The sequence below is a fragment of the Pseudomonas sp. NFIX28 genome (assembly GCF_900107395.1).
Classification (GTDB): Bacteria; Pseudomonadota; Gammaproteobacteria; order Pseudomonadales; family Pseudomonadaceae; genus Aquipseudomonas.
On sequence record NZ_FNPW01000004.1, the window covers coordinates 463,058 to 487,390 of the forward strand.

Annotated in this window: 20 protein-coding genes; 7 read left to right on the plus strand and 13 right to left on the minus strand. The window is 63.9% G+C overall.

The genetic code is table 11. The features are described 5' to 3' along the window. Positions 1-13: 13 nt before the first annotated feature. Positions 14-727, minus strand: a complete 714-nt coding sequence (gene pgl, locus BLV20_RS10980; protein WP_092300932.1) for a 6-phosphogluconolactonase — start codon at positions 725-727, stop codon at positions 14-16. Further along, positions 714-2,183 (minus strand): glucose-6-phosphate dehydrogenase, encoded by a 1,470-nt coding sequence (gene zwf, locus BLV20_RS10985; RefSeq protein WP_092300935.1) that lies wholly within the window; start codon positions 2,181-2,183, stop codon positions 714-716. The genes pgl and zwf overlap by 14 nt, the downstream gene beginning before the upstream one ends. Positions 2,184-2,392: 209 nt before the next feature. On the opposite strand from zwf, the gene BLV20_RS10990 reads away from it, so the two are divergent. Beyond that, positions 2,393-3,253, plus strand: a complete 861-nt coding sequence (locus tag BLV20_RS10990) for a MurR/RpiR family transcriptional regulator (RefSeq protein WP_175540183.1) — start codon at positions 2,393-2,395, stop codon at positions 3,251-3,253. A 195-nt stretch (positions 3,254-3,448) separates the two neighbouring features. On the opposite strand, the gene BLV20_RS10995 is transcribed toward BLV20_RS10990, so the two are convergent. The 11 genes from BLV20_RS10995 to edd all read right to left on the minus strand — a co-directional run bounded on the left by BLV20_RS10995 (position 3,449) and on the right by edd (position 17,189). Further along, a complete protein-coding gene (locus BLV20_RS10995) occupies positions 3,449-4,324 on the minus strand; it encodes a D-hexose-6-phosphate mutarotase (protein ID WP_092300941.1) in 876 nt (291 codons plus the stop codon). A 245-nt stretch (positions 4,325-4,569) separates the two neighbouring features. Continuing rightward, complete coding sequence (locus BLV20_RS11000) at positions 4,570-5,919, minus strand: carbohydrate porin (protein WP_092300944.1); 1,350 nt, start codon at positions 5,917-5,919, stop codon at positions 4,570-4,572. Positions 5,920-6,040: 121 nt separating this feature from the next. Beyond that, entirely contained in the window at positions 6,041-7,201 is a 1,161-nt protein-coding gene (locus BLV20_RS11005) for an ABC transporter ATP-binding protein (protein WP_092300946.1), read from the minus strand. 3 nt (positions 7,202-7,204) lie between these two features. Further along, positions 7,205-8,050, minus strand: coding sequence for a carbohydrate ABC transporter permease (locus BLV20_RS11010; protein WP_092300949.1), 846 nt, complete (start codon positions 8,048-8,050; stop codon positions 7,205-7,207). Then, positions 8,043-8,951 (minus strand): carbohydrate ABC transporter permease, encoded by a 909-nt coding sequence (locus BLV20_RS11015; protein WP_008032969.1) that lies wholly within the window; start codon positions 8,949-8,951, stop codon positions 8,043-8,045. The genes BLV20_RS11010 and BLV20_RS11015 overlap by 8 nt, the downstream gene beginning before the upstream one ends. Positions 8,952-9,115: 164 nt before the next feature. Next, positions 9,116-10,423, minus strand: coding sequence for an ABC transporter substrate-binding protein (locus tag BLV20_RS11020; RefSeq protein ID WP_092300952.1), 1,308 nt, complete (start codon positions 10,421-10,423; stop codon positions 9,116-9,118). A gap of 118 nt (positions 10,424-10,541) precedes the next feature. After that, complete coding sequence (locus BLV20_RS11025; RefSeq protein ID WP_092300956.1) at positions 10,542-11,801, minus strand: D-mannose isomerase; 1,260 nt, start codon at positions 11,799-11,801, stop codon at positions 10,542-10,544. A 197-nt stretch (positions 11,802-11,998) separates the two neighbouring features. Continuing rightward, positions 11,999-13,426 carry an ATP-binding protein gene (locus tag BLV20_RS11030; protein WP_371914308.1) on the minus strand — a complete coding sequence of 476 codons (1,428 nt, stop codon included), beginning with the start codon at positions 13,424-13,426 and terminating at the stop codon, positions 11,999-12,001. Positions 13,427-13,457: 31 nt separating this feature from the next. Continuing rightward, on the minus strand, positions 13,458-14,189 hold the full coding sequence (locus BLV20_RS11035; protein ID WP_053280575.1) for a response regulator: 732 nt from the start codon (positions 14,187-14,189) through the stop codon (positions 13,458-13,460). A gap of 220 nt (positions 14,190-14,409) precedes the next feature. Beyond that, positions 14,410-15,366, minus strand: coding sequence for a glucokinase (locus BLV20_RS11040; RefSeq protein WP_092300962.1), 957 nt, complete (start codon positions 15,364-15,366; stop codon positions 14,410-14,412). Continuing rightward, complete coding sequence (gene edd, locus BLV20_RS11045) at positions 15,363-17,189, minus strand: phosphogluconate dehydratase (protein WP_092300965.1); 1,827 nt, start codon at positions 17,187-17,189, stop codon at positions 15,363-15,365. The genes BLV20_RS11040 and edd overlap by 4 nt, the downstream gene beginning before the upstream one ends. 222 nt (positions 17,190-17,411) lie before the next feature. Between edd and gap the strand changes: the two genes are divergently transcribed. The 6 genes from gap to BLV20_RS11075 all read left to right on the plus strand — a co-directional run bounded on the left by gap (position 17,412) and on the right by BLV20_RS11075 (position 24,279). Next, positions 17,412-18,416 (plus strand): type I glyceraldehyde-3-phosphate dehydrogenase, encoded by a 1,005-nt coding sequence (gene gap, locus BLV20_RS11050; RefSeq protein ID WP_092300968.1) that lies wholly within the window; start codon positions 17,412-17,414, stop codon positions 18,414-18,416. 130 nt (positions 18,417-18,546) lie between these two features. Next, a complete protein-coding gene (locus BLV20_RS11055; RefSeq protein ID WP_092300971.1) occupies positions 18,547-19,011 on the plus strand; it encodes a methylglyoxal synthase in 465 nt (154 codons plus the stop codon). Between the two features lie 72 nt (positions 19,012-19,083). After that, positions 19,084-19,602: an RNA polymerase sigma factor gene (locus BLV20_RS11060; protein ID WP_092300974.1), complete on the plus strand. Its 519-nt coding sequence runs from the start codon at positions 19,084-19,086 to the stop codon at positions 19,600-19,602. 105 nt (positions 19,603-19,707) lie between these two features. Next, positions 19,708-20,691: a FecR family protein gene (locus tag BLV20_RS11065; RefSeq protein ID WP_092300977.1), complete on the plus strand. Its 984-nt coding sequence runs from the start codon at positions 19,708-19,710 to the stop codon at positions 20,689-20,691. Between the two features lie 247 nt (positions 20,692-20,938). Next, on the plus strand, positions 20,939-23,536 hold the full coding sequence (locus BLV20_RS11070) for a TonB-dependent receptor (RefSeq protein ID WP_092300980.1): 2,598 nt from the start codon (positions 20,939-20,941) through the stop codon (positions 23,534-23,536). 134 nt (positions 23,537-23,670) lie between these two features. Continuing rightward, a complete protein-coding gene (locus BLV20_RS11075; protein ID WP_092300983.1) occupies positions 23,671-24,279 on the plus strand; it encodes a biliverdin-producing heme oxygenase in 609 nt (202 codons plus the stop codon). The last annotated feature ends 54 nt before the right edge of the window (positions 24,280-24,333 follow it).

Genomic DNA, 24,333 nt, shown 5'->3' on the forward strand with positions numbered 1-24,333 from the left:
GCTGATCCTTGGCTCATGGGCACCAGTAAATCTCTAACGGAGGTTGCAGGAAGGCACGAATCGGCATCGCGGCGACATCGTCACCAGCCAGTGCGGCTCTCAGGGTGGTCAACTTGGATTGACCGGAAATCGACAGCACGCTGTAGGTGGCCGAGGCCAACAAGGCGCGGCTCATGCTCAGGCGCTGGTGCGGCACGCTCGGCGCCAGCATCGGCCAGCAACGGCGCTGGCCGTCGGGTTGCAGGGCTTCGCTCAGGTTCGGGCTGTTGGGGAACAGGGAGGCGGTGTGACCGTCATCGCCCATGCCCAGGATCAGCACATCGATGCCCGACAGCTCGCCCAACAGGCGATCGGCCTGCGCGGCCGCCTCTTCGAGGTTCGCCGCGGCGTTGTACAGGCTGAGGAACTTCGCCTTGGCCGCCGGGCCTTGCAGCAGGTAGCGCTTGAGCAGGCCGGCATTGCTGTCGGCGTGCTCGACCGGTACCCAGCGCTCGTCCGCCAGGGTGATCAGGACCTTGGACCAGTCCAGCTGCTGCTTGGCCAGGTGCTGGAAAAACGCCACCGGGCTGCGCCCGCCGGACACCACCAGCGTGGCTTCGCCGCGAACCTGGATCGCCTGGCTCAGTTGCCCGGCCACCTTCAGCGCCAGGCCTTCGGCCAGCAGCAGCGGGCTGCGGAACTCGTGGGCATGCACGCCCGCGGGCAGTTTCAATTCAGATATCGCCATACCACGACCTCCCATCCCGCGTGATCAGTGCAATGGAGCTCATCGGCCCCCACGACCCGGCCGCATACGGCTTGGGCGCATCGCCGGACTTCTTCCACCCGGCGATCAATTGGTCACACCACTTCCACGCGGCTTCGATTTCATCTTTGCGGACAAACAGGTTCTGATTGCCACGCATCACTTCCAGCAACAGCCGCTCGTAGGCATCGGGAATCCGCGCGCTGCGATAGGTGTCGGAAAAATTCAGCTGCAACGGGCCGCTGCGCAGCTGCATGCCCTTGTCCAAGCCTTGTTCCTTGGTCATCACCCGCAGGGAGATCCCTTCGTCCGGCTGCAGGCGGATGATCAGTTTGTTGCTGATCTGCAAGCGCTGCTCGGGAGCGAAGATGTAGTGCGACGGCTCCTTGAAGTGGATGACGATCTGCGACAGCTTCTGCGGCATGCGCTTGCCGGTACGCAGGTAGAACGGCACCCCGGCCCAACGCCAGTTGCGGATGTCGGCCCGCAGGGCAACGAAGGTTTCGGTGTCGCTCTGGGTGTTGGAATTCTCTTCCTCCAGGTACCCCGGTACCGCCTTGCCTTCGCTGTGCCCGGCGATGTACTGGCCACGCACCACCTGGGTGGTCAGGCCTTCCGGGCTGATTGGCGCCAGGGCCTTGAGCACCTTGACCTTCTCATCGCGGATGCTGTCGGCCGAAAGGTCGGCGGGCGGGTCCATGGCGATCAGGCAAAGCAGTTGCAGCAGGTGGTTCTGGATCATGTCCCGCAGCTGGCCGGCCTTGTCGAAATAGCCCCAGCGGCCTTCGATGCCGACCTTCTCGGCCACGGTGATTTCCACGTGGGAGATGTAGTTCTGGTTCCACTGGGTTTCGAACAGGCTGTTGGCGAAACGCAGGGCGATCAGGTTCTGCACCGTCTCCTTGCCCAGGTAATGGTCGATGCGATAGATGCGGTTCTCCGGGAAGAACTGCGCCACCGCGTCGTTGACCTTGCGCGACGATTCCAGGTCCGAACCGATGGGCTTTTCCAGCACCACGCGAGTGTTTTCGCTCAGGCCAGCCTTCGACAGGTTCTCGCAGATCGCGCCGTACACCGCCGCCGGCGTGGCGAAATAGGCGATCAGGCGTTGCTCGCTGCCGGCCATCTCGGCCAGGGCGAGGTAATCCTCGGCCTTGAGGAAGTCCACGTGCAGGTAGCTCAGGCGCGCCAGGAAGCGCTCCAGCACCGCGGCATCGATCTCCTTGGCGCCTACGTACTTGCGCAGCTGCGCTTCAATGAACGCCAGGTGTTGCTGCTCGCTGCCCGGCTCGCGAGCCAGGGCGAGAATGCGCGTGTCGTCGTGCAGCAGGCCGGCACCATCGAGTTGATAGAGGGCAGGAAACAATTTGCGAAGCGCCAGATCGCCCAGCGCGCCGAACAAGGCGAAGGTGCACGGTTCAACCGTTATCGAAGGCATGATGTTTGTTCTTTTATCAAGTTAAGCTACAAATACCTTTTTTCAAGGCATCACTCAAGGGAAAATGTAGTAATAACCACAACATTTTAGCAAAATATAGATTCGAAGTGGTGGTCAGTCAGAGCCATCAGTAGGATAGGCCACCGCCGAAGACCGGCTAAGACCGGCTTCCTTTGCATTGCCGAACCAGGAAAACCTTAATGGACCGCGTGCGAAATCTTCTGGAACAGATCCAGAACCGCCTTGAAGAATTGAACAAGGCTGAACGTAAAGTCGCCGAAGTCATCCTGCTCAACCCGCAGCAGGCGACCCGCTTCAGTATCGCCGCCCTCGCCCAGGCCGCTTCGGTCAGCGAGCCGACGGTCAACCGCTTCTGCCGCTCGTTCGGCGTCAGCGGCTACCCCGAACTCAAGCTGCAACTGGCGCAGAGCCTGGCCAGCGGCGCGGCCTACGTCAGCCGCGCGGTGGAAGCCGACGATAATCCCGAGGCCTACACCCAGAAAATCTTCGGCAGCGCCATCGCCTCGCTGGACAGCGCCTGCCAGGCCCTGGACCCGAACCTGATCAGCCGCGCCGTCGACCTGCTGATCCAGGCCCGGCAGATCCATTTCTTCGGCCTCGGTGCCTCGGCGCCGGTGGCGCTGGATGCGCAGCACAAGTTCTTCCGCTTCAACCTGGCCGTTACCGCCCACGCCGATGTGCTGATGCAACGGATGATTGCCTCGGTAGCCCATACCGGCGAGCTGTTCGTGATCATTTCCTACACCGGGCGCACCCGCGAGCTGGTGGAAGTGGCGCGCATCGCCCGGGAGAACGGCGCCTCGGTACTGGGCCTGACCGCCGAGAACTCGCCGCTGGCCAAGGCCAGCACCCTGAGCCTGAATATCCCGCTGCCGGAAGACACCGACATCTACATGCCAATGACGTCGCGGATCATCCAGCTCACCGTGCTCGACGTCCTCGCCACCGGCATGACCCTGCGCCGTGGCGTGGACTTCCAGCCGCACCTGCGCAAGATCAAGGAAAGCCTCAACGCCAGCCGCTACCCCATAGGCGACGAGTTCGGCTGAGGCCCGCAGGGCCAGTACTGCCTGTATCGGCCTGTATCGGCCTGTATCGGCCTGTATCGGCCTGTATCGGCCTGTATCGGCCTGTATCGGCCTGTATCGGCCTTATCGCGGGCAAGCCTCGCTCCTACAGAGGCATTCGCATATCCCTGCAGGAGCGAGGCTTGCCCGCGATGACGGCATAAGCCCCCACGCAACTCAAGCCTGAGCGGCGTTCATCTCCAGCCCCGCCCGCGCCTGCAGGCTCAGGTGCGCCCGCTCCCCCGGCGCCAGGCACAGGCTGTCGGTGCCCCCCGCCGCCGCCTCGACGCAGACAAATCCGGACACTTCGTTCCAGCTCACCCCAAGCAACGGCCGGCTGCCCGGATGCCAGACCACGGTGTCGGCGGTGTCGCCGGTGTCGATGCGCAATTCGCGCTGCCAGGCGTGGTCCTTGAGCTGCAATTCGCCTTCATGCTGGAACACCCGCTGGCAGCCGCCATCGACCCGCAACTCGCCCGTTTGCCGGCATGCCTGGCGGCTCAACTGGTCGTAACCCTCGGCGCCGTCGAGCCCAGACAGCGCTACCTCACCGACGTCGCCAATACGCCAGTAGGCGTGCAAAGCCTGGCTCAACTGGCATGGCAGGCTGTCCTGGTGCTCGGTGCTCAGGCGCAAGTCCATGCTGTCGCCCAGGTGCGCGTGCAGGTCGACCTGCCAATCGCACAGCTGCAATTGCCAATGCAGGTACACGCCCTCGTCGTCGCTGCGACTGTCGAGCAGTTTCCAGTCGATCAGCCGGGCCCAGCCATGGGACGGCCAGGCGTTTTCGCTCGGGTGACGGCCGTACCAGGGCCAGCACACCGGCACCCCGCCACGGATCGCCCCGACCTGCGGCCACTTCGCCGCGCACCACAGCCAGGGCTTCTGCCCCGTCGGCTGGAAATGCAGGAGCTGCGCGCCCTGGCGACTGAACACCGCCTGGCACAGCGGATGGTCGATCACCAGCACGTCGCGCATCTGATAGCGCTCCCAGGCGAAGGTCGGGCGCTCGCGCAAGGATTTGAAAAAGCGTTGTAGCGGATGCTCATGCATGGGCCACGGTCCTGAAGATCATTGCTGTACCGATATTCATCATTGATGCGCAAAGCCCTGTAGCCGCTGCCGCAGGCTGCGATAAGGCCGCAGGCCTTTAGCGATCTTGAGGACGCTACGGCCGTTCCGGCCGATCGCAGCCTGCGGCAGCGGCTACAGGGAACGGGTTCGTCCCCAAAAAAAAGCGGATAGCCAAGGCCATCCGCAAAAATGCGCACATAGAGGAGGAGCTTATCGCAACAGCGTTAGAACACCGACTGAATTTTCAGGCCGGCCACCAGGGCGTTGTCGACTTCATCCACACCGCCCGGATGGGTGATGTATTGCAGGTTGGGACGCACGGTCAGCCAGTTGGTGACATGGAAACCGTAGTTGATTTCATAGTTGTATTCAGTCTCGCGCAGTGGCGAGAACAGCGGATCGTCGTAGTTGCTGACGCCGTTGGTGTCATTGAGCAACTGGGCGTTCTTCTTCACGTCGTCGTTGACATGGATACGGGCGAAACCGATGCCGACGTCGTCCTTCGGACGGGCGTCGAACGGGCCTTTGTAGACGAACATCAGCGACTGGTAGTTGTCGATGAAGTTGGTGTCCTTGTCGTGGAACGTGGCGTTGGCCGCGATGTTCAGGCCGCGGGTCGCATCGCCGTTGTGAGTGGTGAGTTGCTGCTGCCCGACGAACCAGTAGCCGTGCTTGCTGCTGTGCACGCGATAGCTTTCACCGGTGACGGCCGCGTCCTGGCCATTGACGTCTTCGCGCACGTCGCTGGCATCGGCCGTGCTCTTGTAGTAACCCACGCGGTACTCACCCGGCAGGTTGTTGACCTTCGGCGACCAGACCAGCTCGACCGGCAGGACGGTGCCCTTGGTACCGCTGCCGCTGAGCTTGAAGCCGTTGCCGTGCTCCAGTTGCGACGGGTTCTGGTTGTACGCGCCGATCTGCGCATACAGCTCGGGGGTGATGTGGTATTTCACGCGCAGCGCCGCCTGGCTGACGGGCCAGTTGTACCAGATGTTGGTCGCCCAGTTGCCCACCTGGGAGCCGCAGAACGCCAGGTTCTGGAAGTCGCAGGGGAAGGTGTTGAAGTCTTCGCCTTCGCCGAAGTAACCGGCCTTGACGTCCAGCTTGCCGTCGAGGAACTGGTGCTGGATCCACAATTGGGTCAGGCGGACCATATGGCCACGGCCGTAGACTTCCTGGGAGGAACTCAAGGTCCCGGCACGCGGGTCGCCGATACGGTCGTTGGAGATGTTTTCGCCGTTACGGTTGGTCAGCTGGATCTTGGCCTGGGTGTTGTCCCAGCCCCACAGTTTTTCCAGGTCCAGGGCCACGCCCAGGCCGAACTGGTCGCTGTAGCGCCCGGTCTTGTCGTCGTTGTAGCCGCCATGCAGGTTGGCGCCCATTTCGCCAACGTAATCGGCCTTGATGTCGATCCCCCGCTCGATCAGCTTGGTCCGCTCGCCGCCCCAGTCGCCGGTCATCCATTTCGAATCGGCACTGAACGCTTCGTCAGCGTGCGCGCTACCGGCCAGGGTCATGGCCGCAATCGCTGACAACTGGCAGATCAAGCGTGCATTGGTGCTCTTGTTTTTCATCCCTACATCCTCGTCTTTATTGTTATTAACTGTTTTTCTCTAACGCGGTTTACACCTGATGCGACGGATGACAGGCCATCCGCCGCGCATTCGGTATGTCCTTGCTCCAATAACGCGGGCTTCAACGCCCCTTGAACTGCGCCACGTTGCTGGCATGGGCGGAGGCGGACGCAGGGGCCGCAACACCCAGGCGCTCGCCACTCTTGGCATCGAACAGCAAGACCTTGGCCGGATCGAATTGCAGGGTCAGGGTTTCGCCGACCTGCGGCGCCACATCCGGCGCCAGGCGGCAGCAGACCTTGGTGCCGTTGAGGTTGACGAACACCAGGGTGTCCGGACCGGTCGGCTCGGTGACCTGGACCTCGGCGCGCAGGGTCGGCAGGCCGTTGCCCTCGCCGTTCGCCAGGCCGATCTGTTCCGGGCGGATGCCGAGAATCACTTCGCGGTCTTCCAGGCCGGCGTCCTGCATGCCCAAAGGCAGCTCGCAACGCGCCTGGCCGCTGTCCAGCAGGGCCAGCAGGCGGCCGTCCTTGCGCTGCAGGCGCAGGGGGATGAAGTTCATCGGCGGCGAACCGATGAAGCTCGCCACGAACAGGTTGGCCGGGTCGTTGTAGATCTGCTTCGGGGTACCGAACTGCTGGATGATGCCGTCCTTCATCACCGCCACCTTGTCGCCCAGGGTCATGGCTTCGATCTGGTCGTGGGTGACGTAGACCGTGGTGGTTTTCAGGCGCTGGTGCATCAGCTTCATTTCGGTGCGCATCTCGACCCGCAGCTTGGCGTCGAGGTTGGACAGCGGTTCGTCGAACAGATATATCTTCGGCCGCCGCGCCAGGGCCCGGCCCATGGCCACGCGCTGTTGCTGGCCACCGGACAACTGGCCCGGCTTGCGACTGAGCAGGTGTTCGATCTGCAGCAGCTTGGCCACCCGCGCCACTTCCTCATCGATCTCGGCGGCCGGCATCTTGCGGATCTTCAGGCCGAAGGCGATGTTGTCGCGCACGCTCATGGTCGGGTACAGCGCGTAGGACTGGAACACCATGGCGATGTCCCGGTCCTTGGGGCTCATGCCGCTAATGTCGGCGTCATCCACCAGGATCGCCCCACCGCTGATGTTTTCCAGGCCGGCGATGCAGTTCATCAAGGTGGATTTACCGCAGCCCGAAGGCCCCACGAGAATCAGGAACTCGCCGTCATCGATCTTCAGCTCGATGTTCTTCAGGGTGTCCGGCAAGCCGCTGCCGTAGGTCTTGTTGACGTTGCGTAATTCGAGAGTTGCCATCTTTTACCCCTTGACCGCGCCGGACGTCAGCCCACGCAGGAAATACTTGCCAGCGAATATGTAGACCAGCAGTGTCGGCAGCCCAGCGATCATCGCCGCCGCCATGTCAACGTTGTATTCCTTGGCCCCGGTGCTGGTGTTGACCAGGTTGTTCAGGGCCACGGTGATCGGCTGCGCATCGCCGCTGGCGAACACCACGCCGAACAGGAAGTCGTTCCAGATCTGGGTGAACTGCCAGATCAGGCAGACCATGACGATCGGCACCGACATCGGCAGCAGGATCTTGCCGAAGATGGTGAAGAAGCCCGCGCCGTCCAAACGCGCGGCCTTGACCAGGGCGTCCGGGATGCTCACGTAGTAGTTGCGGAAGAACAAAGTGGTGAACGCCAGCCCGTAGACCACGTGCACCAGCACCAGGCCGCTGGTGGTGTTGGCCAGGCCGAACTTGCCGAGGGTGAACGACGCCGGCAGCAGCACGGTCTGGAACGGCAGGAAGCAGCCGAACAGCAGCAGGCCGAAGAACAGCTGCGAACCGCGAAAGCGCCACATCGACAGCACGTAGCCGTTCATGGCACCGACGAACGTCGAGATGATCACCGCCGGCACGGTGATCTTCACCGAGTTCCAGAAGTAGCCGCCCACGGTGTCCCAGGCCTTGATCCAGCCGATGCCGTCGATCACGGTCGGCCAGCTCAGCAGGTTGCCGGTACGGATGTCTTCCGGGGTCTTGAAGCTGGTCAGCAGCATCACCACCAGCGGCACCAGGTACACCGCCGCAGCCAGCAGCAGGGTGGCGTAAATGGCGATGCGGCTGAAGTTCAGCGCAGGTTTTCCGAGCTGGTTAGTCATGGCGTTTGCCTCGCAGTTCGGAGTACAGGTACGGCACCAGGATGGTCAGCACGGCGCCCAGCATCAGCATGGCGCTGGCCGAACCGATACCCATCTGCCCACGGCTGAAGGTGAAGGAATACATGAACATCGCCGGCAGGTCGGACGAGTAGCCAGGCCCGCCAGCGGTCATCGCCGCCACCAGGTCGAAGCTCTTGATCGCGATGTGCGCGAGGATCATGAAGGCGCTGAAGAACACCGGGCGCAGGCTCGGCAGGACGATCTTCAGGTAGATGGTCGGCAGGCTCGCGCCATCGACCTGGGCGGCGCGGATGATCGACTGGTCGACCCCGCGCAAGCCGGCGAGGAACATCGCCATGACAAAGCCCGAGGCCTGCCACACGGCGGCGATCACCAGGCAATACACCACGCGATCCTGATCCACCAGCCAGTCCAGGCGAAAGCCTTCCCAGCCCCAGTCACGCAGCATCTTGTCCAGGCCCAGGCCCGGGTTGAGCAGCCATTTCCAGGCGGTACCGGTGACGATCATCGAGAGCGCCATCGGGTACAGGTAGACGGTGCGGATAAAGCCTTCCTTGCGGATGCGCTGGTCCAGCAGCACCGCCAGGAACACCCCGAGCACCAGGCTGATGCCGATGAACATGCCGCCGAACAGCGCCAGGTTCTTGCTCGCCACCCACCAGCGGTCGTTGTCCATCAGCCGCATGTATTGCTGCAGGCCGACCCACTTGTAGCTCGGCATGAAGCTGGAGTTGGTGAAGGACAGAATAAACGTCCAGATGATGTAACCGTAGAAACCGACCAGGACGATCAGCATGCTCGGCGCCAGAACCAATTTTGGGAGCCAGCGTTGCAGCGCGTCGAACGGTGAGGCTTTGCTGAAAACCGCCACAGAGCTCATCGGGATAATCCAGTTTGAAGGAGTGAATATCTGTAGGAGCGAAGCTTGCTCGCGATGAACGATCACGCATCGTGTCAGATACGACGCTTTCGCGGGCAAGCCTCGCTCCTACAGGGGAAGAGCGCTCTCAGGAACAGCCGCAGGCTAGCCTGCGGCACCGGACCTTACTGGGCAGCCTTGACCGCCGACGCCAGCTGCGCACTGGCCTTGGCCGGGTCCGCATCCTTGTCGTTCATGAAGTTGGTCACGACATCGAAGATCGCGCCCTGCACGGCCAGGGAAGTGGCCATGTTGTGCGCCATGCTCGGTTGCAGGCCGCCAGTCTTGTCGTCAGCCAGGAAGTCCTTGGCCGCCGCCTGGGCGCAGGAGTCGAAGCCTTGCGCGGCCATGTCGTTGAGCATGTCGGTGCGCACCGGGATCGAGCCCTTGTTGATGCTGAAGACCTTCTGGAAGTCCTTGCCCAGGGCAACCTTGGCCAGATCCTGCTGCGCGGCGATATCGCCTTTGCGGTCGGCCTTGAGCTTGAACACCGCCAGGGAGTCGATGTTGTAGGTGAAGGCTTTTTCGGTGCCCGGGAAGGCCACGCACTGGTAGTCCTTGCCGGCGACTTTGTTCGCCGCGGTCCACTCGCTCTTGGCCCAGTCGCCCATCATCTGCATGCCGGCCTTGCCGTTGATCACATCGGCGGCGGCAATGTTCCAGTCACGCCCGGCGCGGTTCGGGTCCATGTAGCTGGTGACTTTCTTCAGCTCGGAGAAGGCCTTGGTCATCTCCGGGCCGGCGAGGGTTTTCTGGTCCAGGTCGACCAGGGCTTTCTTGTAGCCATCGGCGCCCATGACCGAGAGCACCACGTCTTCGAACACGGTGCTGTCCTGCCATGGCTGGCCGCCGTGGGCCAGGGCGATGAAACCGGCGGCCTTGAGCTTGTCGCCGGCGGCATAGAATTCTTCGAGGGTGGTCGGGGCCTTGTCGATCCCGGCTTTCTTGAAGACCTCCGGGTTGATCCACAGCCAGTTGACGCGGTGGATGTTCACCGGCACGGCGACATAGTCACCTTCGTACTTCACGGTGTCGGAGACTTTCTTGGAAAGCAGGCCGTCCCAGTTTTCCGACTTGGCCACGTCTTTCAGGGCGTCGGTGCTGAGCAGGCCGGTGCTGCCCCACTCCTGGATGTCCGGGCCCTTGATCTGGGCAACGCCGGGTGGGTTGCCGGAAACCGCGCGGCTTTTCAGCACGGTCATGGCCGTGGCACCGCCACCGCCGGCGACTGCGCCGTCTTTCCAGGTGAAGCCGTCTTTTTCGACCTGGGCCTTGAGCACATCGACCGCCGCTTTTTCACCGCCGGACGTCCACCAATGGACGACTTCCACGGAGCCCTTGGCATCGGCGGCAACGGAAACGAGAGGGAATGCACTGAGGGGAAACAACGAGGCAACGGAAATGACAGCAGCTAGACGAGAAATCGCATTCATCTGAGGTGTACCTTTCTTGTTGTTATGCATGCAAGTCTGGTGCTTGCGCTGCATAGGATTCTAAACAGGAGGGTGACCCGCGCAGGTAACGAAGGGATGCGCGAATGTCACCACATGGTTACACAATGCCCAGTCTAGACACTTCGGCCAAGGCCGACGCCATGCTCGGTGCCAGGGGCAGGCGCGGAATCAGCACCGCCTGCCAGGCGTGATACAGGTCCGGCTTGCCGGCCCAGATCTCGGCGCTGGGCCTGTTGTTGCTGTCCAGCTCGTGATGCCAGCTGCCGTGCAGCGGGTCGATGAAATGCTCGGCGGTGAACTCCCAAAAGCGCCGATACCAGGTTTCGTACTGCGCCTCGCCGGTGCGTTGCAGCAAGGCGCTGGCCGCCGCCGCGGCTTCGGCGTGAGTCCAGTGCAGGCGCTGGCGCACCACCGGGCGCTGCTGCCAGTCCAGGGTGTAGACGATGCCCGGCGCGCCATCGACGTCCCAGGCGTCACGGCAGGCGGTTTCGAACAGCTTCTGGGCATCCAGCAGCAGCCAGCCAGGGCTGAGCATGCCGGCCTGGCAGCGCGCGGCTTCCAGGTGCAGCAGCAAGCGGGCCCATTCGAACGCGTGCCCGGGCGTGGTGCCGTAGGGGCGAAAACCGTCGGCCGGGTGCTGCTGGTTGTAATCCGGCAAGGGCTGCCACTGCCGGTCGAAATGCTCGATGACCCGGTAATCACCGGCGGCGGCATGCTCATGGATGACCCGCTCGACAATGTGCAGGGCACGGTTGAGCCAGCGCGGGTCCTGGGTGACATCGGCCAGGGCGAGGAACGCCTCGGTGGCGTGCATGTTGCTGTTGGCGCCGCGATAGGCCTCCTCTCCGCTCCAGTCACGGTTGAAGGACTCGCGCATCGCGCCCTCCTCCTCGCTCCAGAAATGCGTTTCGATGACCCGGATCGCCTCCGCCAGCAAGACCTCGGCGCCGGGGCGCGCGGCCACCACCGCGGAACTCGCCGCCAGGGCGACGAAGGCATGCAGGTAGGCGGCCTTGCCGCTATTGCCGTCGCCCTGTCCAGGGCTGGCGAACCAGCCGCCGTACTGGCCATCGCGCAGCGCACCGTTGAGCGCGGCGATGCCGTGGTCCACCAGCGCGGCGTAGCCGGGAATGCCCTGGATATGGGCCATGGCGAAACTGTGAGTCATGCGCGCGGTGTTCATGGTGCCGGCGCGGGCACCGCCCGGCAGGCGCCCGCGTTCGTCCAGGTCGCCGAAGCCGTCGGGCAGCCGTGCCGCGCGGGCGAACCTCAGCAGGCGCTGGCCTTCGGCGGCCAGCCATTGATGATGGGCAGGAGCATTCAGCCAGCTGCTGAACGCCAGGGGAATACTGTTCATGGCGGACCTGTTGTTGTTTTTATCAGGGCCTTGAGTCTAAACAACGGGTTCGCGCGGGCAGGTAACGAAGGTCACGGGAAATGTCACCAAGCCGTGACAAACACCGCCTCCGTAGGAGCGAAGCTTGCTCGCGATCAACGATAACGCGGCCTGCCAGATACGACGCTTCGCGGGCAAGCCTCGCTCCTACAAAGGCATCAATCCATGGAGCGCGGCAGGTACAGGGTTACGCGCAAACCGCCTTCGCGCAGGTTCTGCAGGCTCACCTCGCCGCCATGGCTGTGGGCGATGTTGCGCGCGATGCCCAGGCCCAGGCCGTAGCCCTGCTGCTGGCCGGACAGGCGAAAGTGCGGCTCGAACACTTGCTCCAGGCGCTGCTCGGGCACGCCCGGGCCTTCGTCGTCGACATGCAGGATGAACGCATTGGCATCGTCGTCAATGTGCAGGTGCGCGTTCTGCCCGTACTTCAACGCGTTATCGATCAGGTTGCCCATGCAGCGCTTGAGCGCCAGCGGCTTGCCCGGATAAGGCGCCAGCGCCCGCCCCTGCAGGGTCATGCGGCCATTGCCGGTGGGCGCCAGGTAAGGCTCCACCAGGCAATCGAGCACCTGGTTGAGGTCCACCGGCTCGATGTTCTCGTGGATGTCGGTGTCCTTGACGCATTGCAGCGCGCCCTTGACCAGCAACTCCAGCTCATCCAGGTCGCGGCCGAACTTGGCTTGCAGTTGCTCGTCTTCGAGCAGTTCGACCCGCAGCCGCAAGCGCGTGATGGGCGTGCGCAGGTCGTGGGAAATCGCGCTGAACAGCTGGCTGCGCTCGGTCAGGTAACGGCTGATGCGCTCGCGCATGGCATTGAAGGCCCGGCCGACTTCCACCACCTCGCTGCCGCCGCCTTCGGCCACCGGCTGCACGTCCGCGCCGAGGGACATGTCGCGCGCGGCCCGCGCCAGGCGCTTGAGCGGCCGGCTCTGCCAATGCACCAGCAGGCCGATGAACAGCAACAGCAAACCGCTGGTGAGCACGATGAACCACACCTGCTGCGCCGGCAGACCCTGCTCTTCGAGGCTGGTGTAGGGCTCGGGCAACAGCGAGGCGATGTACAGCCACTCGCCCGGCGCCATCTGGATCTGCGTGACCAGCACCGGCGGGTTCACCGGCTCCAGGGTCAGGGCGTAGTGGGCCCAGGAACGCGGCAGCTCGTCGAGCTTCAGGCCGCCATTGAAAATCCGCAGGTCCTCGGGGCTGACGAAGGTCACCGAGATATAGGCGTCGTTGCCCAGGGATTGGCGCAGCACCTGCTCCACCGCCTTGAGCACCGCCTGCTTGCGCGGGGTGATGGGCAGCACTTCCATGCCCAGCGGCTTGTCATTGAGGGTCACGACAAAACGGGTGCCGCCCATGCTGCGCAACTGGTCGAGCACCAGCGGCCGGTACGCCACCGGCAGCGAGCGAAAGTAACTGACGCTGGCGGTCATCGAATGGGCCAGGCTGCGGGCGCTGGTGACCAGGCCTTCGAGCTGGGTGGCCCGCAGCTGCGATACCCAGATCACGCTGGACAAGGCCTGGGCGAACAACACCACCAGCAGCGTCAGCAGCAACATCCGGCCGAGCAGCGAACGCGGCACCGGCACCCGTGCCAGCAGCTTGCGCGGCAACTCAGTGAGCATTGCCGGCAACCACATTGGCTGCCAACTGGTAACCGCTACCGCGCACGGTGCGGATCAGCCGCGGCGGCTTTTCGGTGTCGCGCAGGCGCTGGCGCAGGCGGCTGACCGCCATGTCGACAATGCGGTCCAGGGGCATCAGCTCGCGCCCACGGGTGGCATTGCCGATGGTGTCGCGGTCGAGGATTTCCTGGGGATGATCGAGGAACAGCTTGAGCAGGGCGAAGTCGGCGCCGGAGAGGATCACTTCCTCGCCGTCGTTGTGGAACAGCCGGTGGCTGACCATGTCCAGGCGCCACTCATCGAAGCACAGCACCTCGCCACCGACGCGCTCCTGGCCGAACTGCGCGCGACGCAACAGAGCCTTGATCCGCGCCTGCAACTCACGCGGGCTGAAGGGCTTGCCCAGATAGTCGTCGGCCCCCAGCTCCAGGCCAATGACCCGGTCGGCTTCGTCGGAGCTGGCGGTGAGCATGATGATCGGCACCTGGCCGACCCGCGGGTGCTGGCGAATCCAGCGGCACAGGCTGAAGCCGTCTTCGTCCGGCAGCATCACGTCGAGAATCACCAGGTCGCTCGGCGCCTCGTTCAGCGCCTGGCGAAAACCGGCGCCGTTGGGCGTGCTGCGGACCTGGAAGCCGGCGCGACTGAGGTAGGTCTCCAGCAGCTCGCGGATTTCCTGATCGTCATCAACCAACAAGATCGACTTACTGACTGAACTCACGCGGGCCGTCCTTTGTTGTTATGAATGGGGCCGGATTATGCCTTACCGATCAATAAAACGTAGACACCAAGGCTCTGTAGCCGCTGCCGAGCCCGCGAGGCTGCGATCGACCTGGGCGGCATTCCGACGAAGCGGGCGCGGAGGATTTAAAGATCGCTGAAGGCCTTCGGCCTTATCGCAGCCTCGCAAGCTCGGCAGCGGCTACAGAGGTAGAACCGGATCAGGCAAACGCCTGCTCCAGCGCCACCCCGGCGCCGGTCAGGCCCGAGTAAGGCGCGGTCACCAGCCACACCGGGATGCCCTTGAAGTAATCGCTCATGCAGCCCTTGTCGGCAAAACAACGGGCGAAACCGCTCTGGACGAAAAAGTCGGCAAACCGCGGAACCACCCCACCGACGATGTATACGCCACCGCGCCCGCCAATGGTCAGCACGTTGTTGCCCGCCACCCGGCCCAGCCAGCAGCAGAACTGCTCCAGCACTTCCAGGGCGATCGGGTCGCCGGCCAGGCCCGCGGCGGTGATCGCTTCCGGGGTGTCGAGCAGCGGCTCGTGCCCGTCCACCGCGCAGATCGCCCGGTACACCCGCGGCAAACCGCCGCCGCTGAGCGCGGTCTCGGCACTGACATGGCCGATCTCGCTGTAGATGTGCTGCCACAGCTGGGTTTCCCGCAGGCTGCTCAACGGCAGGTCGACATGCCCGCCTTCGCCCGGCAAGGCGCTCCAGCGGCCTCCGCCCTGGTCCAGCAAGGTGCCGACCCCAAGGCCGGTGCCCGGCCCGATCACCACCGCCGGGCGCAACGGCTCGGCCGTGCCTTCGCAAACCACCCGGAACTCGCCCGGCTGCAAGCGGGTCATGCCCAGGGCCATGGCCGAGAAGTCGTTGACCAGCAACAGTTCGTCGACCTGCAAGGTGTTGCAGAAGGCCTTGCGGCTCAGGCGCCAGTGATTATTGGTAAAGCGAAATTCGTCGCCGCCGACCGGGCCGGCCACCGACAGGCACACCGCGCCGATCGCTCCCGGCGCCAGGCCGAGGCCGGCCAGGTAGACGCCTATCGCTTCTTCCGGGCTGGCGTGGTCCGCCGTCGCCAGCACCTGGATCGACTCCAGGCGCTGGTCTTTCCACAACGCAAAACGCGCATTGGTTCCACCAATGTCACCGACCAGCGCTAACTTCACTTAAGGTTCTCCAGGGCAGAGGTAAAGGCGCTGGCGCCCTGCTCCGCCGAGCTGAAGGCCATGCGCATGAAACCGAACATTTCGCGGCCGCAGCCGACGTTGTTGCCGAGCAGGCCCTGGGCCGGCTCGCGGGCGGCGAACTCATCGGCGTCTACCTTAAGCTCCAGCGTGCCCTTTACGCCATCCACGCGAATGATGTCGCCGTCGCGCACCCGCGCCAGCGCACCGCCGACCTGGGCTTCCGGGCTGACGTGGATCGCCGCCGGGATCTTGCCCGAGGCTCCGGACATGCGCCCGTCGGTGACCAGCGCGACCTTGAAGCCACGGTCCTGCAACACGCCCAGGAACGGGGTCATCTTGTGCAGTTCCGGCATGCCGTTGGAACGCGGGCCCTGGAAGCGCATCACCGCCACGAAATCTTTTTCCAGCTCGCCGGCCTTGAACGCATCGGCCAGGTCCTGCTGGTCCTGGAACACCACCGCCGGCGCTTCGACGATCTGGTGCTCGAGGGCCACGGCCGAGACTTTCATCACCCCGCGCCCGAGGTTGCCTTCCATCACCCGCAGGCCGCCTTCCGGCGAGAACGCACGGGCCACCGGCCGCAGGATGTTTTCGTCGAGGCTCTCGATCGGGCCGTCGCGCCAGACCAGCTTGCCGTCGTCCAGGAAGGGTTCCTGGGTGTAGCGGCTCAGGCCGCGGCCAGCCACGGTGTTGACGTCTTCATGGAGCAGGCCGGCTTCCAGCAGTTCGCGGATCAGGAACGCCATGCCGCCCGCGGCCTGGAAGTGGTTGATGTCGGCCTTGCCGTTCGGATAGACGTGGGACAGGGTCGGCACCACCTCGGAGAGGTCGGCCATGTCCTGCCAGGTCAGCTGGATGCCCGCGGCCTGGGCAATCGCCGGCATGTGCAGGGTGTGGTTGGTCGAACCGCCGGTGGCGTGCAGGGCAACGATGGAGTTGACCAGCGAGCGCTCGTCGACGATCTCGCCGATCGGCGTGAAGTTGCCGCTCTGCTTGGTCAGGCGGGTGACCTGCTGCGCCGCCTCGTAGGTCAGGGCATCGCGCAGTGGCGTGTAGGGGTTGACGAAGGATGCGCCCGGCAAGTGCAGGCCCATGACTTCCATCAGCAGCTGGTTGGTGTTGGCGGTGCCATAGAAGGTGCAGGTGCCTGGGCTGTGGTAGGACTTCATCTCCGATTCCAGCAGCTCTTCGCGGGTCGCCTTGCCTTCGGCGTAACGCTGGCGCACGTCGGCCTTTTCCTTGTTGGAAATGCCCGACGGCATCGGCCCGCCCGGGACGAAGATGGTCGGCAGGTGGCCGAAGCGCAACGCGCCCATCATCAGGCCCGGGACGATCTTGTCGCAGATGCCGAGCATCAGCGCGGCGTCGAACATGTTGTGGGACAAGGCCACCGCAGTGGACAGCGCGATTACCTCGCGGCTTGGCAGGCTCAGCTCCATGCCGGCCTCGCCCTGGGTCACGCCATCGCACATGGCGGGTGTGCCGCCGGCGAACTGGCCGACCGAACCCATCTCGCGCAGGGCCTTCTTGATCTGTTCCGGGAAGTGCTCGTACGGCTGGTGCGCCGAGAGCATGTCGTTATATGACGAAACAATCGCCACGTTGGCGGCATTCATCATGCGCAGGCTGTGCTTGTCTTCCGAACCGCAGCCGGCAACGCCGTGGGCGAAGTTCGCACACTGCAGCTTGCCCCGTTGCGGGCCATCGCTGGCGGCGCCGCGGATCAGGGCGAGGTAAGCCTCGCGAGTGGCGCGACTGCGGGCGACAAGCCGTTCGGTGACCTCAAGAACGCGGGGATGCATGTGTAGAACTCCAGGCTAACGGATGTGGCGACCTGTTTGTCTATGCTGGTCAAGACGCCCGCGGCACAGGGATGGCAGAGGGTTTCTTGACCATTTGGACCAGTTGATTCAGGTCACTCGTTGTAGATAAAACAAAATATTGCCACCAAAAAGGCTTGTTTTCTATTTTTTTGCGAATAATCTTGTAATTCCAACAACAAAACTACAGCAGGCGCTTTTCTAATGACTCTACGAATCGCAATCAATGGTTTTGGCCGTATCGGCCGTAACGTCCTGCGCGCACTTTATACCCAAGGCTATCGGCAGGATCTGCAGATCGTCGCCATCAACGATCTGGGCGATAGCTCGATCAATGCCCACCTGCTCAAATACGACACCGTGCACGGCACCTTCGATGCCCAGGTGCAGCACGATCAGGAAAGCCTGACCGTCAACGGCGACCGGATCGCCGTCAGCGCCATTCGCAACCCGGCCGAACTGCCCTGGGCCGCCGAGAAGATCGACGTGGTATTCGAATGCACCGGTCTGTTCACCGACCGTGCCAAGGCCGCCGCCCATATCAGCGCCGGCGCCCGCAAAGTGATTATTTCCGCCCCGGCCAAAGGCGCCGACGCCACCGTGGTGTATGGCGTGAACCACGACATCCTGCGCCAGTCGCACCAGATCATTTCCAACGCTTCGTGCACCACCAACTGCCTGGCGCCGGTGGCCCAGGTGCTGAACCGCGAGCTGGGCATCGACAGCGGGCTGATGACCACCATCCACGCCTACACCAACGACCAGAACCTGACCGACGTCTACCACAGCGATCCATACCGCGCCCGTTCGGCGACCCAGAACATGATCCCGAGCAAGACCGGCGCGGCCGAAGCCGTGGGCCTGGTGCTGCCGGAGCTGGCGGGCAAGCTGACCGGCATGGCGGTGCGGGTTCCGGTGATCAACGTATCGCTGGTCGACCTGACCGTGCAGCTCAAGCGCGAGACCACCGCCGAGGAAGTCAACGCCCTGCTCAAGAGCGCCAGCCAGCATTCGAAGATCCTCGGCTACAACAGCCTGCCGCTGGTCTCCAGCGACTTCAACCACAACCCGCTGTCGTCGATCTTCGACGCCAACCACACCAAGGTCAGCGGTGGCCGGCTGCTCAAGGTGCTGGCCTGGTATGACAACGAGTGGGGCTTCTCCAACCGCATGCTGGATAACTGCCTGGCCCTGTGCAACGCCGAGTAAAACCGGCGGCCAGCGACGCAGGAGCTGCCGGAGACTGCGATCTTTTGATCCTCATAGTCGAGATTCAAGCGCGCAGAGATCGCAGCCTCGGCAGCTCCTGCAGACTCCATTGACGGGCGAGTAGCGACCGATGATCGGTATCAGCTTTACCCAGGCCGGCATGGCGGCGCGCAAGCGCATTGCCCTGGTGGCCCACGACCACTGCAAGAGTTTCCTCCTCGACTGGGCCGAACGGCAGAAAGCCGGGCTCGCCGAGCATGACCTGCTCGCCACCGGCACCACCGGCCTGCTCCTGCAGCAGCGCCTGGGCCTGCCGGTGGAAAGCATGATCAGCGGCCCCCTGGGCGGCGACCAGCAACTCGGCGCGCGAATCGCCGAGCAGCGGGTGGACATGCTGGTGTTCTTCTGGGACCCCTTCGAGCCCCAGCCCCACGACCCGGACATCAAGGCCCTGCTACGGGTCGCGGCCGTCTGGAACATCCCCGTGGCCTGCAACGAATGCAGCGCCGACTACCTGCTCAGCAGCCCGCTGATGACCCAGGCGCACAACTACCGGATTCCCGATTACGCCGCCTACCTTTCCGGGCGTCGTTGATTCACGAAGGACTTGACCTGAAGCGCAGATGATAAGCATTATCATCTGCTGAAAAATCAGCCAGGTCCTGTTGTGAGCCAATCGCACTTCAATCACGTCTTTCTTACCCAGCGCGTTTCGCTGCTGCGCACGCTGGAGCGGATGGTCAACAACCACAGCACCGCCGAGGACCTGCTGCAGGAAACCTACCTGCGGGTGACCCGCGCCCTGAGCGAACGGGCCATCGACCACCTCGAACCCTTCGTCTTCCAGACCGCCCGCAACCTGGCGCTCGACCACCTGCGCTCGCGACGCATCCAGGCCCGCACCCTGCTCGAAGACGTGCCGGTGGAAGTGGTCGAAAGCGTGGCCGCGCCCCTGAGCAGCGCCGAGGATGCCGCCCATGCCGAACAGTTGCTGGAACGCCTGAACATGAGCCTCGCCCAACTCAGCCCGCGCCAACAGCAGATCTTCATCCTCAGCCGCCTGCACGGCCACAGCTACCTGGAGATCGCCGAGAAGCTCGAGGTTTCCCAAAGCACCGTGCAAAAGGAACTGAAACTGATCATGGCCATCTGCATCGGCGTCGCCGAGCGCTTGAACGGTCGTTGAGGCCCAAGCCGGGCGGGCGTCAGCCGCGACCCTTTGCTACCCTTGACCGCCCTGCGCTCTCCATCTAAAAAAACAGCCGTGCACAGACACAGCCGAGGAACACCCGTGACGGACATCCACCGCACCCAGCCGCCTGCCCAGGATGGGGCAACCCCCATTAGCTGTAGCGCGGAGCAGGCCATGGACCAGGCCCTGGACTGGCTGATCCTGCTGGAGAACCCGAGCCCCGAGCAGAGCCGGCAATTCCACGACTGGCTGAACGCCTCGCCCGTGCACCGTGCAGCCTTCGACAAGGCGCAAGCGATCTGGGACGGCCCGCAGGTGGCCCGCTGCGCGCAAAACCTGCACACGCAAAAGCCCAAGGTCAGCGTGCTGTCGCGCTTGCGCCCGCACTGGCGGCCCCTGGCGACCGCGGCGGTGCTGATCCTCGGCCTGTTCAGTTTCAGCAACCTGCCCCTGCGCCTGCAGGCCGATCACCTGACCGTGGTCGGCGAGCGCCAGCGCCTGCAGCTGGAAGACGGCTCGAAAGTCCTGCTCAACACCAATTCGGCATTCTCCAGCACCATCGACGAGCGCCAGCGCGTGGCCCGCCTGTACCAGGGCGAAGCCTTCTTCGAGATTCCCGCCAGCCGCGGCCAGCCGCTGGAAATCGACGCCGGCCCGGTCCGCGCCAGCGTGCACGACACCGCCTTCGCCGTGCGTTACCTGGACGGCGTGGCCCAGGTGCGGGTGCAGCGCGGCGATGTCGACCTGCGCGCCACCCATGACGACGCGCGGGTGCGCCTGTCGGCCGGCGAAAGCATCCGCATCGGCCCCAACGGTTTCGACCGCCCGGCCAAGCTCGACCTCGACAAGGACCTGGCCTGGGTCCAGGGCCGGCTGGTGTTCGAGAACTGCCCGCTGGACCAGGTGCTGGCCGAATTGCGCCGGTATTACCCAGGCTGGATCGTCAACAACAACGAGCGCCTGGCCGACGTCGCCGTCACCGGCAATTACCGCCTCGACCAGCCGCTGGACGTGGTGCGCTCCCTGGCCCACATCACCTCGGCGCGCCTGCAGGAATTCCCCGCGCTGGTCATCCTCAACTAGCCTTTGCACGAAAACCGCCTGCGCGCCTACCAGGAACAGGCCGGCGCGCGAGCCCGAGCGGAACGCCCATTCAGGCCCCTGGTTCGGGGGCCACTCGACCATCCCTTGCCGACTTCTTAGCATCTGACGCATTTATTTTTACGCGATCGCCGACGGTCGTTCGTCTCGTTATAGCCAATGCAATTGATTCGCATTAAAAATGGCGAATCAGCACCTATAAAGATTCGTGCGACACGGAGCGCTATCGATGTCCTCTCGCCTCAACAGCCGGTCCTCTTCACTCTCCCGCCAGGCCCGCCTGCAGAACGGCACGCTGTCCCTGCTGACCGCCGCCATCCTGCTGGCCGGGGCACAAGCCGCGCCGGTCCTGGCTGCCACCGCTTCCACCCCGCCAGCGCGCAACATGGGCGACTACAGTTTTGCCATCGACCAGCAACCGCTGGTGTCGGCACTGAACGCCTTTACCGCCGTCACCGGCTGGCAGGTCGGCCTGCCGGCGGAATTGGGCGAAGGCATCGCCTCGCCGGGCGTTCGCGGCTCGCTGCCACCGGAGAAAGCCCTGGACCGCCTGCTGATGGGCACCAACCTGAGCTACCGCAAGCTGGGCGCCAACAACATCGTCTTGGAAAAGCGCGCCAGCGGCAGCGCCCTCAACCTGCAACAGGTGACCATCAGCGCCACGCGCCAGGAACAGGACGTCAACAGCGTTCCCAGCACCGTGACCGTGCACGACCGCCAGGACCTGGACCGCAACAACGTCAACACCATCAAGGATCTGGTGCGCTACGAGCCGGGCGTTTCGGTCGGCGGCGCCGGCCAGCGTGGCGGCGGCATCAGCGGCTACAACATCCGCGGCATCGACGGCGACCGCATCCTGACCCAGGTCGACGGCGTGGAGATTCCCAACGGTTTCTTCAACGGCCCCTATGCCAAGACCCAGCGCAATTACGTCGACCCGGAAATCATCAAGCGTGTGGAAATCCTCCGCGGCCCGGCATCGGTGCTGTACGGCAGCAACGCCATCGGCGGCGCGGTCAGCTACTTCACCCTCGACCCGGACGACATCATCAAGCCAGGCCAGGACGTCGGCGCCCGCCTGAAGACCGGCTACAGCTCGGCCGACGACAGCTGGCTGAAATCCGCCACCGTCGCCGGGCGCAGTGGCAAGTTCGACGGCCTGCTGCATTTCAGCCAGCGCGACGGTCACGAAACCGAGTCCTACGGCAACAACAACGGCACCGGCCTGGCGCGCACCGCCGCCAACCCGGAAGATGTGCGCACCACCAACGTGCTGGCCAAGGCCGGCTGGAACTATGCCGACGACGCCCGCCTGGGCCTGACCTACGAGAAGTACAAGGACGACCGCGACACCAACCAGAAAAGCGCGGTGGGCGGCCCGTTCAACGCCGGCCAACCGCTGGGCATGTACCGCTCGCGCACCGGTAACGACACCATCACCCGCGAACGCTTTGGCCTGGACAACCGTTTCGCCCTCGATAGCCTGCTGGCCGACCATGTCAAATGGAGCCTGAACTATCAGATCGCCAAGACCGACCAGAGCACCCTGGAAAACTATTTCCCGTTCAGCCGCAACGTCATGCGCAGCCGCGAAACCCTCTACGAAGAGAAGCAGTGGGTCTTCGACGCCCAGGCCGACAAGGCCTTCGCCATCGGTGAAACCGAGCACCTGCTGACCTACGGCACCACCATCAAGCAGGAAAAGGTCACCGGCTCGCGCAGCGGCAGCGGCACTTGCCTGGCGGTCGGCCGCGGATGCTCGACGGTCGGCGCCATCAGCCCGTCCGACGTGCTGAAGAAGTCCAGCGACTTCCCGGACCCGACCATCAACACCTACAGCCTGTTCGCCCAGGACCAGATCACCTGGAACAAGTGGACCTTCCTCCCAGGCCTGCGCTACGACTACACCCAGCTCAAGCCGCACATCACCCAGGAGTTCCTCAACACCGTGGCCGCCGACGGCCAGGGCCAGGTGAGCGACGAGAACAAGACCTGGCACCGGGTATCGCCCAAGTTCGGCCTGACCTACGCCCTGACCGACAACTACACCTGGTACGGCCAGTACGCCGAAGGGTTCCGCACCCCGACCGCCAAGGCGCTGTACGGCCGCTTCGAAAACACCACCACCGGTTACCGCGTGGCGCCGAACTCGAACCTCGAGCCGGAGAAAAGCCAGAGCTATGAAACCGGCCTGCGCGGCAACTTCGAGTCCGGCAATTTCGACGTGGCGGTGTTCTATAACAAGTACCGTGATTTCATCAACGAAGACGCGGTGACCCCGGGCTACGACGAACTGACGTTCCAGAGCAACAACATCAAGCACGCCACCATCAAGGGCGTGGAAGTCAAAGGCCGGCTCAACCTCGACGCCCTGGGCGCGCCGCAGGGCCTGTACACCCAGGGTTCGGTGGCCTATGCCTACGGTCGCAACAACGACACCGGCGAACCCTTGAACGCGGTCAACCCGCTGACCGGCGTGTTCGGCCTGGGCTACGACCAGGATAACTACGGCGCCCTGCTCAGCTGGACCCTGGTGAAGAAAAAGGACCGCGTCGACAGCAGCAGCTTCAAGACCCCGGATGGCACCAGCAGCCAGTTCAAGACCCCGGGCTACGGCGTGCTCGACCTGACCGGCTTCTACAAGGTCAGCGACGACGTCACCGTCAGCGCCGGCCTCTACAACCTGGCCGACAAGAAGTACTGGCTGTGGGATGACGTGCGCGGCTACGACAGCGTCGGCGAAGCCGCCGTGCTCAGCCCGGCCAACCTCGACCGCCTGACCGAGCCGGGTCGCAACTTCGCGGTCAACCTGATCTGGGACATCTGACCCGGTCTGCCTCACTGCGCTTTTTTCGAGGAAGCGCAGTGAGGATTTTTTACGCTGCCGCGTCTTCTTGTTCGTCTAGTTAGCAGTGCCTCTCATTTTCAATAGCTTCATTTTCATTGACCAAGGACATCGTCATGACCACCCAGGATTCCCCACAGCGCCCAAGCCTGCGCTCCCAGCGCCTGAACCAGATCACCCACGAACCGCATGCCAGGCTCGACGCCCTGGTCAAGGCCCATGCGCCGTTTGAAAGCACCAGCAGCTTTGCCCGTTTTGTCGTCGCCCAGTACCTGTTCCAGTCCGAACTGGTCGCCCTGTACAACGACCCGGCGCTGATCGCCATCGTCCCGGACCTGGCGCAGCGCTGCCGTGCCGAAGCGGCCAAGGCCGACCTCGCGGACCTCGACACCGAAGTCCCGGCGCCGGTGGCAGGCGCGGTGCAGAACCCGAGCAAGGCCGAAGCCCTGGGCTGGCTGTTCGTCTCCGAAGGTTCCAAGCTGGGCGCGGCATTCCTGATCAAGCGCGCGGTCGGCCTGGGCCTCGGCGAAACCTTCGGTGCCCGGCACCTGGGCGAGCCGGCCGGCGGTCGCGCCGAAGGCTGGAAAACCTTCACCCGCATCCTCGACGGCCTGCCATTGAGCGCCGAAGAAGAAGCCGCGGCGGAAAAAGGCGCGCTGGATGCCTTCAACCGGTTTACCGTATTGCTGGAAAAGGCGTACGACACAGCGCCCGAGCTGGCCTGACGTTTTGATCGCGAGCACGCTCGCTCCTGCAGGTTCAAGGCGCCCCCTGCGGAA